Raw genomic sequence first — 15,485 nt, 5'->3', positions numbered from 1 at the left:
CTTTTTGCTTTTGTACATGTTGTACATGTACTTGCTTCGCTCACCTCTCTCGCCTCTTTATCATCACGCATACGTCATGCACCACCTTTATGTTATTCTCCTCGCAGAAGCGTATTGCGCGTTTGGATTCGGATCCAGGCTGCATCCATACTCGTTCTATTCCCAGCTCTTTGCATTCCTCGACTGTCTTCTCGGTCACCGCAGGTGGTACTACGGTATCAACCACATCGGGTTTCATGGGCAGTTCACGCAGCGAGTGGTAGCATTTATCACCGAGCACCTCATCAATATTTGGGTTCACCGGATATACCGTATAGCCCGCCTCCTTCAGGTCTTTATATACCTGATGCCCATATTTTGCTGGATTCCGCGATACACCAACGACCGCAAAGACATTCTCTTTCCTTAAAAACTCTGATATCAGGTCGTCCATCACGCTCACGTATTCACTCATTCACGCATATATGTGTATGTGTTCTCCTCTATTCTTATTATTGATGGTAGCTTGGAGAAGATGCCGCACTGACTCCAGATCCGCCATCACCTCCTGCGGTGCTTCACATATCGCTATTGCACGCTCAGGGTCCTTCAGGAGATGCCCGGTAGTGATGCACACTATCTTCTCCCCACTGTCTATCTCGCCTGCGTCGTACAATTTCCGCAGACCTGCAATGGATGCAGCACTCGCAGGTTCCACACCTATACCCTCTGCTCGCGCAAGTAGCAGTTGCGATTCCGTTATCTCTGCATCACTCACCGATTCCGCAAGACCACCCGAGTTCCGTATAGCGAGTAGCGCCTTCGCCGCGTTCACTGGATTTCCTATCCTTATCGCTGATGCAATGGTCTCAGGCTCAGGTTCAGGTATTATCTCCGTTCTTGCTTCCTTAAATGACCTCACTACCGGTTGTGCACCTTCAGCCTGGATACCGGTCATCATCGGCACGGAGCTGGTAATGCCCAGCTTCTCCAGTTCTAAGAAGCCCTTGTAGATCGCACTTATGTTACCTGCGTTCCCAACGGGCAGGATAACGCGATCGGGAATATCCCAATTTAACTGTTCCGCAATCTCAAATGCGATCGTCTTCTGACCCTCCAACCGGTATGGATTCACGGAATTCAACAGGTACAGGTTCTCCTCATCACATAGTTCACGAACAACTCGAAGCGCATCATCGAAATTACCAAGCAGCGAGAGCACCTTCGCACCGTGCATCATCGCCTGTGCCACCTTCCCCAGTGCCACTTTACCCTTTGGGAGCAGTACATAGCATGGAATACCCGCCTTCGCTGCGAATATGGCGAGAGAAGCGGAGGTATTGCCTGTAGATGCGCATGCAACGCCCTTTACATGCAGTTCCATCGCCTTCGTCACGCCAACAGTCATCCCCCGGTCCTTAAAGGAACCGGAAGGGTTCAAACCCTCGTGCTTCACCCATAAGTCCCCGATACCCCTCCCTATTGATTGAGCCAATCTATCACAGCGGTAGAGAGGCGTATCTCCTTCATTTATCGTTATCGGGCTTAGACTCGTTCTCTCCTTAAATGGCAATAACGCTTTATACTTCCATACACCCCTTCCTTTCGCTTTTACTATCCGCTCATTGTCTATGCCGGAATAATCGTATTTGATATCCAGCAGTCCATTGCATTTATCGCATGTATATATTATCTCGTGCGCTGGGAATCTCCTCCCGCATTTTATACATTCAACTCTGTATTCCATCGTAGTTATAGTTACATAATGGGTCCTCAGCCCATATATCTCCATATCGAGCGAAGGCACGAATGCGACATCCACCGCCACATAGTTCCTTGTACACACATGAGCCGCACTTACCCCGTAAAAACTTCGTCTTCTCACGGAATACCTTTAATACGGGATTAGCAGCATCGTTCCATAGTTCACTGAATCGCCTCTCTCTCACGTTCCCGATCTTAAACTCATCCATCTGTGCGAACTGGCAGGGATAGACATTGCCCGAAGGGTCAACGTTCGCTACCCTGTCGCCAGCACTGCATGAGTCACCGGTATATTGAAGCAGCCTCAATGCATTTTCATATTCGGAATTACCCTCCTCCTTCATTTTTTCAAGCAGGTAAATACCATCCTGAGGTGCATCTACCGTAAGAATCTCCATCTGCTCAGGGTCCAGCTCACATGCGCGTTGATAAAGCAGCTTGAAGATTCGGTATGCCTCAAGCGGAGAGAGCTGCCTATCGTATATCTCCTTCCCTCTACCGCTGGGAACGAGCCAGTAAACGCAAAATCGCGGCACCTGCAACTCTTGCGATAGCTCCAGCAATCTATCTATCTCCTCATAGTTATCCCTCGTCAAGGTGACCCTGATACCTGCTTTGAGTCCAATATCCGCGCAGTTGCGTAGCGCCTGCACAGCCTTCTTGAAGCATCCTGGCTGGTTCCTTATTCTGTCGTGCGTCTCTTCAGTTGCGCCGTCCAGCGATATACCCACATACTCGATACCGGATTCTTTAATCCTCGCGGCAACATCATGTGTTATTAATGTGCCGTTGGTGCTCAGAGCGGTCTTCAAACCATGTGCCGTTGCGTGATTGGTGAGTTCCCAGAAATCTCGCCTCATCAATGGCTCACCGCCTGTAAAGAGTAGCAGAGGTATCTTCATCTGTGCAAGGTCTTCTATGAATGCTTTTGCTTCTTCTGTTGAGAGTTCCCGGCTACGGCTATTATTATGCCCTGCTGTCCCTGCACTGATGTAGCAATGCGCACATGCGAGGTTACACATGCCTGTAATGTTCCAGAATACAACAGGTCTGCGCGTCTCAGCGAAAGCCAGTAATCTGCTTGGAACCTGATGAGGTGGCTTTTTCCGGTGTTTTAAGGCATCACTGACCGTGCCTTTACCATGAACGAGCTGTGTTATGCGTATCATCTCTATTTACGTAAATAGATATCTTTCAGGTTAAGTATTTATTTAATAGATCGTTGTATTGTATTGATACAAAAATGAAGAAAGAAGAGCTAATACATTTGCATTTGTTATTGGCTCAATTGAAGAAGTGTTGTGAGGAAAAGGGCATAGACTGTGATTTTGCAAGGTATAACGAGCTGGGTATCACACCCTTCCAGGTGCACAGGAGCAAGGAGGAGCACAAGCAGGCGATTTTTATTCTCGGCTCTGAGCTTGTGTCGCTGGCAGCGAAGAACAATCTACCGCTGTGGAAATAGTTCCGATAAGGTCTACCTTTTCCCTTTTCTGGTGGTTAGTGTGTGTTAGGGATAAGGGATAGCAAAAGGGTTAATCGCTGATATAATTTGTATTAATATCTTTCTGAAGTTATTATTACCCCGAGATAGAGTGGTGAAGAACAGGATGAATATAAGGCAGGACGCATGGCTTCAAGTTAAAAAACAAAAGCCTTTTATAAACATTTGTATCTATCTCTTAAATGCTTTATAAAGTGGGGAGGAATAGCATGATAAAAGCAGATATTGAAGGGGTTGCGAAGAGGAGAGTATAGTGTGGCTGGACCCTATTTTTCCCTGCTGAAATGAAAATGGAAGGTGATGATTAACATGGCAGCAGAAGTGGAATGGGAAGTTACGGTTCCAGAAAAGCGGCTTAAGGATAAGTTGTATTTTGAGAACCTGAAAGCGATGGTTATAGATAGGAACATCTGCAGTCGGTGCTTAACCTGCGCGGCGGTCTGTCCAGGAGGAATAACCGTTGTGGATGATCGTGTGGATTTCCCTGACTATGAGACAAGATGCATGGATTGTGGCGCCTGTGTACGCGTATGCCCGCGATTTGTTTATGAACCTAAGAGTGGTCTGGGCTCATATATCAGATTCATCGCTGGGCGCTCAAAACGATTCACGGGACAGGATGGTGCAATGGTGAGCGAGCTTATGGTATCAGCAATGGAGATGGGAGTGATAGACCGTGGTCTGTTTGTTACCAGGGATGAAAATTGGGCAACTGAGATATTCCATGTGAGAGAATCCGGGCAACTCAGCATTCCTACTCTCGGTGGCACGAAGTACACATTCGCGGATGTGCTTCCGGAGTTGAAGAGAGCAGTAATGTTCACGAAGAGCGGTGTTGGCATTGTAGGAACGCCCTGTATCGTCTCAGGGGTCAGGAAATTGCAGCACGAGTTCCCCCTATTCCGTGATAGGGTGAAACTTCTCGTCGGCTTGTTCTGCACTGAGAACTTCCATTACAGTGATATCACGAGATATCTAAAGGATAAGGGCGTGGACTTCACAAAGCTCGTCAAGACAGATATAACAAAAGGGAAGTTCATTGCCACGATGACCGATGGAGAAGTGAAATTCAAGGTGAAGGAACTTGAAGGGATTCTCCCGAGTGGCTGCAATGTCTGCACGGATTTCACCGCGGTGGAGAGTGATGCGAGTGTAGGCAGTGTGGGCAGTGCAAAGGGATTCTCTACGGTGGTTGTGCGAGAGGAGAATGCGGATAAGATCATAGACTACATCAGGGAGAAGGGTTATGCAGATTTTGGCGAAGCAGACCCGGCACAATTGGATTTCCTCATCAATCATAAGAAGGCGAGAGCGAAGAATATACCCCAGGAGTAACCTATTTAACTTCTTTGAAAAAAGATTTAATTGATTATCAGGATGATAATAGGTACCCGGGGTAGCAAATTAGCGCGCTTACAGACCGAAAAAGTCTGTGGACTATTGAGAGAGCTGGGCATTGAGTATAAGATCAAGATAGTGAGGAGTTCCGGCGATGTTATGCTGAACAGGTCGTTATACGAAATGCCAGACAAGGGCGTATTTGTAAAAGAACTCGATGTGATGCTGTTAGAGGGAAAAATAGACATTGCTGTTCATTCCATGAAGGATATACCACTCGAAAGGGATGAGAGATTGGAGACTGCGGCGGTATTGCCACGTGATTCACCTTTTGATGCCCTCGTCTCGGATTATAATCTGAGTGATATGCCCGAGGGTGCGGTAATAGGGACATCGAGCGTGAGGAGGAGATTCCAGATGCAGAACTATATGGAAGAGCGAGGCATAAAGATAAGGATAAAGGATATAAGGGGCAATGTTGATACGCGGCTCAGGAAGCTCGCGAGTGGTGATTATACCGGTGTGCTACTCGCGGAAGCGGGACTTGAACGGCTGCAATCCAGGGTGAATTACGAGCGATTGGACCGGGACCCATTTGTACCTTCGCCCAATCAAGGCATCATCGCTGTCGTAGCGAGGAAGGATAGTAAGGAGAGTGAGCTCCTGCACCAAATTGAGGATGTCAGCACGCGAATCGAGGCAGATGTGGAGAATGAGGTATTAAAAGTGATTGGTGGTGGCTGTGCGCTTCCTGTGGGTGTGCATGCTTCCTGTGTCAATTCATCCGTTGGATTATCTATATACATAGGCTACTCGAGTAGGAGCTACATCTTAAAGAAGACTGCTCTTCCCAATGAGGGCTATTTAGAAGCTGCACGTAAGTTCGCTATTGAGAGTATAGATGAAGGGCTAAAGGAACAGGAACAGTGGTAAAATGGTGCAACATGATGGTGATACCGATGCCGATGCCAATACCAATACCAATACCTACACCACAAAAGACCCGCAAACGATTCTGACTTCTATCTTCAATCACCGTTCCTTCAGGTCGAAGCAGAAGGCGATAATTGAGAATGTATTAGCTAACAGGGATACGCTGGCTATTCTACCTACCGGTGCTGGTAAGTCACTCTGTTTTCAGATACCTGCATTGATGTTTGAGGGCTTGACCATAGTTGTGAGTCCATTAATCGCATTGATGAAAGACCAGGTGGACGGGCTGAGGAAGAAAGGTATTCATGAGGTGGCGTATCTCAATTCAGCGCTACAAGAAGCAGCAAAGGAACGAATATACGCATTATTGAAACGTTCACGGCTGAAGATACTGTATGTCGCGCCGGAGACGTTTGTGGATAACAAATTGATGAGTATATTCAGGCAGTGCAATATCAGCCTGATAGCAATAGATGAAGTCCACTGCATTTCTGTCTGGGGTCATAACTTCAGACCTGATTATTTACGCCTGGGGCGTGTGATAAAAGCGTTGCACAACCCTCCTGTGCTTGGACTGACTGCGACAGCCACGGAGAAGGTGCAGGAGGACATCCAGAAGCAGTTGGGCATCAGGTGTGATGTGTTCAAGGACAGTTTTGACCGCAAGAATCTCCTCTTCTCTGTTATCCGGCTGGAAAGTGAGAATAAGAAGCGAGAGCTTCTGATAAAGTTTCTGGAACAACTTGAGGGTTCCGCGATCATTTATGTCAATTTTACACGCACGGCAGAGGATCTGGCTAAATTCCTGACCAGGAATGGCTTGAATGCGAGATATTATCATGGACAGATAGAAGATAAGGAGGAGAGAGGGAACATTCAAAACGAGTTCATAAGTGGTAAAACGCGAATAGCTGTTGCCACAAATGCATTTGGAATGGGCATTGATAAAGAGGATATACGTGCAATCATCCATTATAACCTCCCAAAATCTATTGAGAACTATTATCAGGAGGTGGGACGCGCAGGACGTGATGGAAAGGAGGCATATTGCATCCTGCTTTATTCAAAATTGGATGAAATTCGGCTACGGAAGTTGATTCAGTACAGTACACCATCAATGAAACAGATCAGAGCGGTCATGGGGCTACTGGAGCGTGGGATTGGGAACGTGCTGTATGTAAATGAGAAGCGGATAGCAAGGGAGCTGAAATTGAATGAAGTACTGATGCGAATAATTCTGTATCAACTGGAGCGAATGAATGCGATAAAGACATATTTCAGGGTCTTTCGGCATGCTGCTGTGACTGTAAGGATGGCAGAATCACCGCAGGTACAGGCGTATACGCCGGAAGTGGGTAAGATACTGGATGATGCATATTTCAAAACGAATATATGGCTGAACCTGGAAATTCTCAGTGGTTCTACCGGTATATCTGTATCGAGATTGAACAATATTTTGCGAGATATGAGGAATGCAGGGTTAATAGAACTTGTGGAGCGTGATTTCTGTACCCCTGTAAGGGTTTATCCAGCAATAAAGAAGATAGATATGTTAGAACTCCAGGAGACCTTCTGGCGATTGGAAGAGAGCGGCTTGAAGAAGATAGAGAAGGTGGTGGAATACGTGAATAGCGTAGAATGCAAGAGGAAGTTCATCCTGAACTATTTTGGCGAGGCTCATGATGGACGATGCAATGCCTGTAGCATCTGTAATCCGCAGTTAAGGGAGTTAGAATCATTTCAGGATGCGAACCTGTCTTTGTCATGATTGACGAACATGAGAGAAGCTATGATAAGACAGAAAAACTCTCTATTGCTCTTTAAACTAACTGAAATTGGGCAATGAGGAATGCATACTTCAGGCATATAAAAACGATCACACGAGGAATGGCTGTTTATAAGAAATATCCCTCTAAAAGAGAGGAAGGATGAGTGAATTCTAATTGAGCGAGCTTATTCTATCAATAGCAGTCCAAAGAGAGTTATCTTCTGATAAGGCGATATGAATACCTCTGCTTCATAACCAACCTTCCTCACTGTTGCGAATACGTCTATCCCACAAGCCTCCATCGAAGGTCTTACCCGATCCTGATGCCGGCAGAATCGCTTCGGTGCCAGGTCAAGGGCTTTTTCCTCTTCGGGTATGCATGGGTCACAGTAAGAGCAGGGTAGTGCATCCATTGCAAATGCCTTATAATAGCCGGACAGAAAAGCATGTCGCTCCATTTCGTACATCGTATCGCTTACCATCTTGATTGCATCCCACAGGAAATGGTGAAGATGCCGTGGTGGCACATCCATGTTCGGTTTCACATCCTCAAATCGTACTATCAAGGCTTTTTCATAGCCTTTGATCAGCTTTCGTGTATCTTCCGGCGCTGGTGTATATGGCGGACAGCTCAGATGCTTTGCATAACCCCGACACCCATAGCGGCATTTCCACCTCACCCAGTCAGCTACCTCAATCTCATTTGCGGGTATAAGCCTGAAATCATCATGTATCACGCGCAATTCCTCTATTAAGATATTCAAATCCTTCCTCATCATTATCTCTCATATCTTTCACACCATGTACAGTTCCACCTCTTTCAGTTCTTCCTCAAATTCCGCTTCATTCGTAATGATAAAATCACTCAGGTTAGAGAGGCTATATGTATCTCGCAGCATCATCGCCATTGATTGCGACTGCCTCTTAGCACGCTCTTCTTCCACTAACTGCGTGATGATAAAGAGTATAGCGCCCTCTAAAGGCACCATCTTGCTATCTGACCCTGTACGTATCAAACATAAATTTGACATCTCCACAACTGAGACATCCCCAAGTATACTCTTCGGTGTATCGTCTTCTTCTATCTCTACCACTATCTCTATCTTCCCGCCCTTCATCCCCACAAGGTCGACCATACCGAGTGCAAACTTTTCCCTGTTGTATTCACGAAACATCCGCACACCATCCGTGCTATTCACTGAATATCCATGACTCATCAGGATCTCTTTACATCGGTCCTTCATCACTTCGTGCCATTCACGCATACCCCTATCCATACCCATACCCACTCTTCACCTCCTTAACCTTAACCTTTGACCCTTAATTCTCTTAATATCATATCTACTTTTGAATCATAATCAGTTATATACCTTGAGGCTTCACATGCGAGCTCCAGTCTCGTATTGTATGAGAGGTGTCCATTATGGAGGAATTCATCAGCAATCTGCTGGTATCTCGCTGGATTGACAATCACCGCGGTCTTTTCAAAGTTCTTTATCGCTGACCGAATCAGAGCCACACCACCGATATCCATGCTTGCGAGCACCTTGAGGGGTATGAGATTGACAACAACAAAACCGATATCCCCTGTTGCGATTCCAGCATGAATAGCTGGATGTAGCGTCTTTATCCTACCACCAAGCATCTCTGGCACACCCGTGAATTCCGAGACACGCTTCACAGGTACACCATGCTTCAATATCGCATTTGCGGTGCCATCCGTTGCGATTAAGTCTACCCCAAGCTCTTTCAGCCTTTCCGCTAACACCACTATCCTATCCTTATTGAAGACACTTAATAAAGCTCTCATTATATCATTCCACTTCCAACCCCACCTACCTACTTCTACCCTCCTCTACCTCATATTATAAGATAAAAGATAAATAATGACTTCTCTTTTTAAATCCTTTCTTAGAAGCGATAAGAAATAAGCAATGAGCAATATGACAGGAATAAAAGATAGGACTTTGCTCTCTCTGACTGTTTTGCATGCCCTGATGCATATTATGGCTACTACTCTACCTGCACTATCGCCACTGGTGAAGGAAGAGTTCCAGCTTAATAACACCTATGTTGGAACGCTCTCCTTCGCTTTTGCTGTGGCAACAGGAGCGGGCAGTATCCTATCGGGGTTCTTATCTGATAGATATGATTCATTACGATTGGTGAGCTATGGTTTCTTTGGTACCACAATCTTTGCCACGCTGCTGTTCCTGGCACGTGATTTCTTAGCTCTTTGTTCAGTGTTCATCTGTATGGGGCTCTCGCTCAGCCTGTATCACCCCTCTGCACTCTCTTATATCTCCAGCACAATCCAGTTGAGACGCGGACGTGCATTTGGACTGCATGAAGTGGGAGGTAGCATAGGGATTGCTATAGCGCCCTTAACGGCAGGTATTATAAGCCTTTATCTCAACTGGCGGTTCACGTATCTATTCTGGGTATTTCCAATGCTATTCTTCACTCTTCTATTACTGCGGGTTATAAACGATGACCATAGCCCTCACCACCAACCGATAAAATTCTTCACTATGCGGATTTTGAGACAAGATGCAGTAGTGCTGATGCGGATATACATGATAGAGGGTTTGTTTGGCTTTATAATCGGTGGTGCATTGACGTTCATCCCGATATTTTTAAATGAGTATAAAGGTGTAGGAGCTCAGTTCGCAGTGATTCTGGCATGTGTATTCACAAGTGGAGGTGCGATAGGTAAATTTCTCGGCGGGCATTTCTCAGACATCATAGGTGAACGACGAGTAATGGCAGCAGGGTTCTTCATCATCGCACCAATGTTCTTCGTGGCGCCTCTGCTGCCTCTATTTTGGTGCATCCTGACACTTGCACTTGCGGGTATGATATTTCCAACCGTGCTTCCAGCTATACTAACAACGATAAGTAAGGTGGTAGAACCTTCAGAGAGAGGAATGGCGTTTGGACTGCTGATGTTCGCGGGATTCGGCTTTGGATCCACTTCAAGGATAATTCTCGGTGTGGTGAGCGATACCTTCGGCATCTCTACGGTCTTCTATCCCATTGTAATCGCTGCTCTGGCTGGTGGATTTCTAAATATTTGGAAAGTATAGTGGAAGGAGGCGGGGCAAAAATCAGTAAACTTTATATATTACATAACTCGTGGTTCTTTATAGGGCATGAAAAAGGGGAGGCGGAATAAAGATAAGCTAAAGCCAAAGTCAAAGCTAAAGGGCTGTAAACCTCTGGGTACTGTGCTGCATGTACTCAATAATATTATGGTTGTGAGAGCGAGAGGAAAGAAATTGCGAGCCGTTGGTGGGCTACTTAACTCTGTGGTCATGAATGGGTGTAATAGGGAGATAGGCAGGGTATATGATATTTTTGGACCGGTAGACCATCCATATATTACAGTTAAAGTCTTCACAGGCGTGAATCTGGCTGATTTGCAGAATAAGAAAGTTTTTGTGCTCGTCTGAGGTGTGAGGTGTGAGGTGTGAAGGATGGTGGAGAATGGAGGAGATGGGACACCTGATAAGGAACATTTACAGAGATTGAGTGAATTACAGCGCAGGAGGCGTTTAAGCGCCTCAGTGCGAAGGCAAAGGCTGGTGGCGCAGGCGGAGATAGAACGGCTATCCTCCTCTCTTGCAATACCTGAGTATGTGAGGGAAGATAGTATCAAGATATATCGAGATGCGTGGGAGAAGGACCTGATTCATGGACGTTCGATTGAGAAGATACTGGCAGCATCCATGTATATGGCATGCCGGAAGCACAATGTACCACGAACGCTCGATGAGATAGAGAATGTAACGAGGGTGGGGAGGAAGGATATAATAAAGACATGTAAGTTATTGGCGAATCGGCTAGGAATGAAGCTTGCTCCCGCTTCACCACTGGAATATGTGAGCAGATTCTGTGCGAAATTGAATTTGAAGAAACATGTGGAGGAGCGCGCTCGAGAGATAATAAATGAGGCTCTGAAACAAGATATAACAAGTGGCAGAGGTCCAACGGGCATTGCAGCATCTGCGATTTACATCGCTGCGATCCTGTGTGGCGAGCGTAAGACGCAGAAGGACGTTGCTGAAGCTACTGGTGTGACAGAAGTGACATTGAGAGCGAGATATAAGGAGATAGCCAGGAAATTGGGTATAAAAATAGAGTAAATAATAAGAATGAGGTTATATATAATAATATTTACCCTTCTGTTTCTGTTCCCGGTCCTTCGCCGAGCCTATCTTGTTTATCCGTGGTCTAAGTGAGAGCTCATCACGCCTGAAGGTCACACCCAGCTCCTTCAAGAAGATATTCATACCCTCCCGCATTTCGAAACAGCCTTTTACCTCGCCCCGCACTCCCGGTTCACCTTCAAATACCATTAATCTATCGCTCAATAAATCTATCAGGTAGATGTCATGGTCCACAATCAACATTGAAACATCCCTCTGTTCTGCATACCGTCTTATGGTCTTTATCAAATGCACCTTCTGTTCCACATCCAGATGCGCTGAGGGCTCATCCAGTATATACAGCGATGCCTGATGACAGAGACAGGCAGCTACTGCTACTACTTGCAATTCACCACCACTGAGGTCTTTCACTCGCTTATTCTCCAGCTCTGGCACTCCCAATGGCTTTAATACCTCTATAACATCTGATTCACTTATATCCAGACTCTGGAATAACTCGCGCACACTTAGGTCTCCCTTTTCCTTTAGCCCTATGTATTGCGGCTTATATGATATCTTTATATCAAGTTCAATCCTGCCTTTCGTAGGCTCTATCTCACCTGCCAATACTTTAACAAACGTGCTCTTACCTATCGCGTTCCGTCCAACCACACCGAGAACCTCTCCCGATTCTATACCTGCTGCTTTCGCTTTCAGCACGAAGCCGTCATAACTCTTCTCAAACTCGCTATACTCGATGGATACGCGCCTCTCTTCTTCCTGTTTCTCTCTTGGCGGATGTGCCGTGAATTCTATTGGCTTATCCCTTATCCGCACGTTCTCCGCATGAAGGAATCCACTTAGATACTCATTTATACCCCTGCCTGTGCTTTTGGGCATTGTCACAACACCATATTCCGCTGGTTTACCATAGATGAGATGGATATAATCTGCGAGCATGTCCAGAATGGCGAGGTCATGTTCCACAACAACCACCGCACGGTCGTTCAAAACCTCTTTTATCACTCTTGCCACCCGTACACGTTGATAGATATCCAGATAGGGTGTGATCTCATCGAAGAAGTAGAAATCCGCATCCCTTATCATGCATGCAATAACCGCAACCCTCTGCAGTTCACCGCCACTGAGCTCCTTTATATCATTCTCCAGCGCCGCATTGAGTTCAAGAGCATCCACAAGCTCGGCTGCCATCCCCCTCTCATCCGTGCCCTCCAGCAACTCCCGGACATTACCCCTGAAATAATCGGGAATGGCATTCACGTATTGCGGTTTATAGGATATTTTGAGCCCACCTTTGGCAAGCCGTATGAAGTAATTCTGCAATTCTGAGCCTGCATATCGCTTTATTATCGCATCCCATGTGGCAGTTTTGGCACCGAGATTGGGAACTATCAGCCCAGACAGTATCTTTATCGCAGTACTCTTACCTGTACCGTTCTCGCCCAGCAGCCCGGTTACTTTACCTGGCTTCGGTATCGGGAGTCCATAGAGTACAAATCCGTTTTCGCCATATCTGTGCGTCTCTTCTCCAGTAAGCCTATCAGGCAAGCCTATTATAGAAATAGCCTCAAATGGACACTTCTTTATGCAGATGCCACAACCTTCGCATAACTCCTCCGATATTACCGGTTTGCCATCCTCGCCTATAACTATCGTCTCTGCCCCTGTACGAACCATCGGGCAATATTTTATGCATTCATACTGGCATTTCCGCGGTTGGCACCTATCTCGCTTCAGTATCGCTATTCGCATCTCTACTCTACCCTACCCTACTTTACCCTTCCGGTCACGCACCCACAAGCATCTTCGCCTTCTTTATCGCATCAATCGCATCCATACCGTACGCATCAGCACCTATCTTGTTTGCAAACTCTTCCGTCACTGCACCGCCACCTACCATTATCTTCACCTGGATACGCTCTTGTTTGAGATATTCTATTACCTCACGCATATATTCCCTCGTTGTGGTCAGTAATGCGGACATACCTAGAATATCAGCTCCTGTCTCCCTGATTGCTTCTGCAAATTGTTCTTTACTCACATCCGTTCCCAGGTCTATAATCTCAAAACCCTCGGAGGTGAGCATTATACTGACTATCTCCTTGCCTATATCGTGTACATCACCTTTCACCGTGCCTATGACCACCTTACCTATTCTCTCCCTATTCGCTTCCTCTCCATGCTCAGCCTGCTCAGCCTGTAACAGTGGCTTCAGCATCGCCAGCGCCTTCTTTGCATTCCAGCCCGATACCATCAGTTCGGCATCAAAATATATCTCCTTATACCCTCGCCCTATCTCCCTGAGACCACTCGTCAGCTCTTCTATTAGCATATACGGACTTGTTCCATTCTCCAATCTTTCGGTACAGAATACCTCTATCTTCTTCTTTCGCACGTCGAGCAATGCATCTACCACATTCATAAAATTATCAATTACAATCTCAATCTCAGTCCTCAGTCAGGAATGATGCCCTCACCTTTAAATATCTTCTTCGCCTCTTCCAGACTCAGATCGGCGGGCGGGATTATGATGTCCGAGGGTACAATCGTGGAAGGATGCAAAGGACTCGCTTCCCTCTTCACCAGCTCAATCATTTCGTGTAGCAAATCATGAAACCGCTGCTCATTAGCCCTCGCCACCTCCTCCACTATCTGGTTATCCAGTTCATTCAGGCGCTCCAGGATTGCTTCATCCACTTCAAATTGCCCTTCTCCCATTACACGAACGACAATCATCTCTTTCCCACCTCCTGTTTGAGCTTCTCCAGTTCCAGTTCCACATCGCCGCTCTGCTTCAGCTCCGATAGCTCACGCTCTATATCGTCCTTGCTTCCAGTCAGGTCGCTAAGTGCACCTGTATCCGCCAATTCATCAAGTGCCGCGGCACGTGCTTTCATATTCTCGGTCTTGGATTCCGCACGCTGGATTGCCAGTCCCACATCACTCATCTCTTCTGAGATACCGCCAACTGCTTCGTTAATCTTAACCTGTGCTTCTGCAGCCGAATATTGCGCCTTTATCACCTCCTTCTTCGTCCTGAACGCCTCCACCTTCGCTGATAATCGCTTCTCCGCAGCCGATAGTTTATCCTGCTCCGCCTGTAATTCGATGATCTGTTGATTCAACCCCTCTATTTCCTGCTCCAGCTGCTTCTTGCGCTGTAACGCAAGCTTTGCCAGGTCCTCTCGATTCAGTTCCAGTGCTTCCCGCGCCTGGCTCTCCAGCTTATTCATACTCTGCTCTAATTTCACTTTCTGCAATTCCAGTCTCTTCTTCGAGGTCGCTACTTCAGCAACGCCTCTCTTTACCTTCTGCAATGCTTCCAGTTGCTTCTGATATGAATAATCAAGCGTCTCTCGCGGGTCTTCGAATTTGTCCAGCACCTTATTCACCTTTGCTTTTACTATCACACCCATGCGATCTAATAGTCCCATTTCTATCTCACTCTCATTCTCTCTTTCACTCTCACTCTAAAGATAAAAGATGCAGTGGAAGAATAAAAAAAGTGAGAAGGAATATTTCTCAAATCTCCTTCTCGTATATTTCAACCTTCTTTGGTAATATTCCCGGTCGTTTGTCGGTCATAAGGTAACAATAGCTGAGTACATGTACGTAATATTCCAGGTACCCTTTTATGAAGTTGCTTAACCCCTCACTCCTCCGCCCCAGTATCAATATTACAAACCACTGGATAACTATGCATATCTCTGCTATGAGCCCATATATGCTTAATACTACCGCTATACATAATGCATAAACGAATCGAATAAAAAGTTCCACTCGTCTTGCATCATGTTCGTAAACAAACAACTGTTTCAATGCCGGTTTTTCTTCTGCCATTATTATCACCTCCACTTTTAAAATATGTGATTATGGCTATATAAGGTAAGGGGTTATCGTCTTTTTCAGTAGTGCCGAAACTATGGGGTGCCGGGCGCATATCGCCTCTTTAAACACGTGAGGGGCTGTCCAACAATTACTTGAATTACATAAGAATTGCCTTTGCCCATATAAAAAAGTGATAAGATTG

At 46.1% G+C, this 15,485-nt stretch carries 17 protein-coding genes; 7 read left to right on the top strand and 10 right to left on the bottom strand.

Annotation, left to right across the window (positions count from 1 at the left end; all coding sequences use genetic code 11):
* Positions 1 to 40: 40 nt before the first annotated feature.
* Both J7J01_05595 and J7J01_05590 read right to left on the bottom strand, forming a co-directional pair.
* Positions 41 to 454, bottom strand: a complete 414-nt coding sequence (locus tag J7J01_05595) for a CoA-binding protein (GenBank protein MCD6210350.1) — start codon at positions 452 to 454, stop codon at positions 41 to 43.
* Positions 455 to 1,709: 1,255 nt separating this feature from the next.
* Positions 1,710 to 2,912 carry a radical SAM protein gene (locus tag J7J01_05590; protein MCD6210349.1) on the bottom strand — a complete coding sequence of 401 codons (1,203 nt, stop codon included), beginning with the start codon at positions 2,910 to 2,912 and terminating at the stop codon, positions 1,710 to 1,712.
* Between the two features lie 74 nt (positions 2,913 to 2,986).
* On the opposite strand from J7J01_05590, the gene J7J01_05585 reads away from it, so the two are divergent.
* The 4 genes from J7J01_05585 to J7J01_05570 all read left to right on the top strand — a co-directional run bounded on the left by J7J01_05585 (position 2,987) and on the right by J7J01_05570 (position 7,286).
* Positions 2,987 to 3,208 (top strand): UPF0058 family protein, encoded by a 222-nt coding sequence (locus J7J01_05585; GenBank protein ID MCD6210348.1) that lies wholly within the window; start codon positions 2,987 to 2,989, stop codon positions 3,206 to 3,208.
* 339 nt (positions 3,209 to 3,547) lie between these two features.
* Positions 3,548 to 4,582: a Coenzyme F420 hydrogenase/dehydrogenase, beta subunit C-terminal domain gene (locus tag J7J01_05580; protein ID MCD6210347.1), complete on the top strand. Its 1,035-nt coding sequence runs from the start codon at positions 3,548 to 3,550 to the stop codon at positions 4,580 to 4,582.
* Positions 4,583 to 4,624: 42 nt separating this feature from the next.
* Entirely contained in the window at positions 4,625 to 5,518 is an 894-nt protein-coding gene (gene hemC / locus J7J01_05575) for a hydroxymethylbilane synthase (protein MCD6210346.1), read from the top strand.
* Position 5,519: 1 nt separating this feature from the next.
* The gene (locus J7J01_05570; protein ID MCD6210345.1) at positions 5,520 to 7,286 is read left to right on the top strand and encodes a RecQ family ATP-dependent DNA helicase; all 1,767 of its coding nucleotides are present in this window, start codon (positions 5,520 to 5,522) and stop codon (positions 7,284 to 7,286) included.
* Between the two features lie 185 nt (positions 7,287 to 7,471).
* On the opposite strand, the gene J7J01_05565 is transcribed toward J7J01_05570, so the two are convergent.
* From J7J01_05565 to J7J01_05555, 3 genes are read right to left on the bottom strand one after another with little or no spacing between them, the layout of a single operon-like run.
* Positions 7,472 to 8,065 (bottom strand): DUF2284 domain-containing protein, encoded by a 594-nt coding sequence (locus J7J01_05565; protein MCD6210344.1) that lies wholly within the window; start codon positions 8,063 to 8,065, stop codon positions 7,472 to 7,474.
* Between the two features lie 15 nt (positions 8,066 to 8,080).
* The gene (locus J7J01_05560) at positions 8,081 to 8,569 is read right to left on the bottom strand and encodes a hypothetical protein (protein ID MCD6210343.1); all 489 of its coding nucleotides are present in this window, start codon (positions 8,567 to 8,569) and stop codon (positions 8,081 to 8,083) included.
* A gap of 23 nt (positions 8,570 to 8,592) precedes the next feature.
* Positions 8,593 to 9,096, bottom strand: coding sequence for a hypothetical protein (locus J7J01_05555; protein ID MCD6210342.1), 504 nt, complete (start codon positions 9,094 to 9,096; stop codon positions 8,593 to 8,595).
* Between the two features lie 124 nt (positions 9,097 to 9,220).
* Between J7J01_05555 and J7J01_05550 the strand changes: the two genes are divergently transcribed.
* From J7J01_05550 to J7J01_05540, 3 genes are all read left to right on the top strand, one after another.
* A complete protein-coding gene (locus J7J01_05550) occupies positions 9,221 to 10,372 on the top strand; it encodes an MFS transporter (GenBank protein MCD6210341.1) in 1,152 nt (383 codons plus the stop codon).
* Between the two features lie 66 nt (positions 10,373 to 10,438).
* Positions 10,439 to 10,738, top strand: a complete 300-nt coding sequence (locus J7J01_05545) for a hypothetical protein (GenBank protein MCD6210340.1) — start codon at positions 10,439 to 10,441, stop codon at positions 10,736 to 10,738.
* A gap of 24 nt (positions 10,739 to 10,762) precedes the next feature.
* Positions 10,763 to 11,431 (top strand): hypothetical protein, encoded by a 669-nt coding sequence (locus tag J7J01_05540; GenBank protein ID MCD6210339.1) that lies wholly within the window; start codon positions 10,763 to 10,765, stop codon positions 11,429 to 11,431.
* A 15-nt stretch (positions 11,432 to 11,446) separates the two neighbouring features.
* On the opposite strand, the gene J7J01_05535 is transcribed toward J7J01_05540, so the two are convergent.
* From J7J01_05535 to J7J01_05515, 5 genes are all read right to left on the bottom strand, one after another.
* Positions 11,447 to 13,207, bottom strand: a complete 1,761-nt coding sequence (locus tag J7J01_05535; GenBank protein ID MCD6210338.1) for a ribosome biogenesis/translation initiation ATPase RLI — start codon at positions 13,205 to 13,207, stop codon at positions 11,447 to 11,449.
* A gap of 34 nt (positions 13,208 to 13,241) precedes the next feature.
* Positions 13,242 to 13,877 (bottom strand): cobalamin-dependent protein, encoded by a 636-nt coding sequence (locus J7J01_05530; GenBank protein ID MCD6210337.1) that lies wholly within the window; start codon positions 13,875 to 13,877, stop codon positions 13,242 to 13,244.
* 32 nt (positions 13,878 to 13,909) lie between these two features.
* Positions 13,910 to 14,191 carry a hypothetical protein gene (locus tag J7J01_05525; GenBank protein ID MCD6210336.1) on the bottom strand — a complete coding sequence of 94 codons (282 nt, stop codon included), beginning with the start codon at positions 14,189 to 14,191 and terminating at the stop codon, positions 13,910 to 13,912.
* Positions 14,188 to 14,889, bottom strand: a complete 702-nt coding sequence (locus J7J01_05520; GenBank protein ID MCD6210335.1) for a PspA/IM30 family protein — start codon at positions 14,887 to 14,889, stop codon at positions 14,188 to 14,190. Before J7J01_05520 ends, J7J01_05525 begins: the two co-directional genes overlap by 4 nt.
* An 88-nt stretch (positions 14,890 to 14,977) precedes the next feature.
* On the bottom strand, positions 14,978 to 15,295 hold the full coding sequence (locus tag J7J01_05515) for a DUF4389 domain-containing protein (GenBank protein MCD6210334.1): 318 nt from the start codon (positions 15,293 to 15,295) through the stop codon (positions 14,978 to 14,980).
* Positions 15,296 to 15,485: the final 190 nt, after the last annotated feature.

This window comes from Methanophagales archaeon, assembly GCA_021159465.1.
GTDB lineage: Archaea > Halobacteriota > Syntropharchaeia > Alkanophagales > Methanospirareceae > G60ANME1.
The sequence above is the reverse complement of the archived record's forward strand: the minus strand, read 5'-3'. Positions and strand labels throughout refer to the sequence as shown.

What these genes read in the sequence shown, in the direction of transcription:
- J7J01_05585 (MCD6210348.1), top strand. Translation starts at nt 2,987, where the DNA reads ATGAAGAAAGAAGAGCTAATACATTTGCATTTGTTATTGGCTCAATTG.
- J7J01_05580 (MCD6210347.1), top strand. Translation starts at nt 3,548, where the DNA reads ATGATTAACATGGCAGCAGAAGTGGAATGGGAAGTTACGGTTCCAGAA.
- hemC (MCD6210346.1), top strand. Translation starts at nt 4,625, where the DNA reads ATGATAATAGGTACCCGGGGTAGCAAATTAGCGCGCTTACAGACCGAA.
- J7J01_05540 (MCD6210339.1), top strand. Translation starts at nt 10,763, where the DNA reads ATGGTGGAGAATGGAGGAGATGGGACACCTGATAAGGAACATTTACAG.
- J7J01_05555 (MCD6210342.1), bottom strand. Translation starts at nt 9,096, where the DNA reads ATGAGAGCTTTATTAAGTGTCTTCAATAAGGATAGGATAGTGGTGTTA.
- J7J01_05595 (MCD6210350.1), bottom strand. Translation starts at nt 454, where the DNA reads ATGAGTGAATACGTGAGCGTGATGGACGACCTGATATCAGAGTTTTTA.
- J7J01_05550 (MCD6210341.1), top strand. Translation starts at nt 9,221, where the DNA reads ATGAGCAATATGACAGGAATAAAAGATAGGACTTTGCTCTCTCTGACT.
- J7J01_05590 (MCD6210349.1), bottom strand. Translation starts at nt 2,912, where the DNA reads ATGATACGCATAACACAGCTCGTTCATGGTAAAGGCACGGTCAGTGAT.
- J7J01_05515 (MCD6210334.1), bottom strand. Translation starts at nt 15,295, where the DNA reads ATGGCAGAAGAAAAACCGGCATTGAAACAGTTGTTTGTTTACGAACAT.
- J7J01_05570 (MCD6210345.1), top strand. Translation starts at nt 5,520, where the DNA reads ATGGTGCAACATGATGGTGATACCGATGCCGATGCCAATACCAATACC.
- J7J01_05535 (MCD6210338.1), bottom strand. Translation starts at nt 13,207, where the DNA reads ATGCGAATAGCGATACTGAAGCGAGATAGGTGCCAACCGCGGAAATGC.
- J7J01_05545 (MCD6210340.1), top strand. Translation starts at nt 10,439, where the DNA reads ATGAAAAAGGGGAGGCGGAATAAAGATAAGCTAAAGCCAAAGTCAAAG.
- J7J01_05560 (MCD6210343.1), bottom strand. Translation starts at nt 8,569, where the DNA reads ATGGGTATGGATAGGGGTATGCGTGAATGGCACGAAGTGATGAAGGAC.
- J7J01_05525 (MCD6210336.1), bottom strand. Translation starts at nt 14,191, where the DNA reads ATGATTGTCGTTCGTGTAATGGGAGAAGGGCAATTTGAAGTGGATGAA.
- J7J01_05530 (MCD6210337.1), bottom strand. Translation starts at nt 13,877, where the DNA reads ATGAATGTGGTAGATGCATTGCTCGACGTGCGAAAGAAGAAGATAGAG.
- J7J01_05520 (MCD6210335.1), bottom strand. Translation starts at nt 14,889, where the DNA reads ATGGGACTATTAGATCGCATGGGTGTGATAGTAAAAGCAAAGGTGAAT.
- J7J01_05565 (MCD6210344.1), bottom strand. Translation starts at nt 8,065, where the DNA reads ATGATGAGGAAGGATTTGAATATCTTAATAGAGGAATTGCGCGTGATA.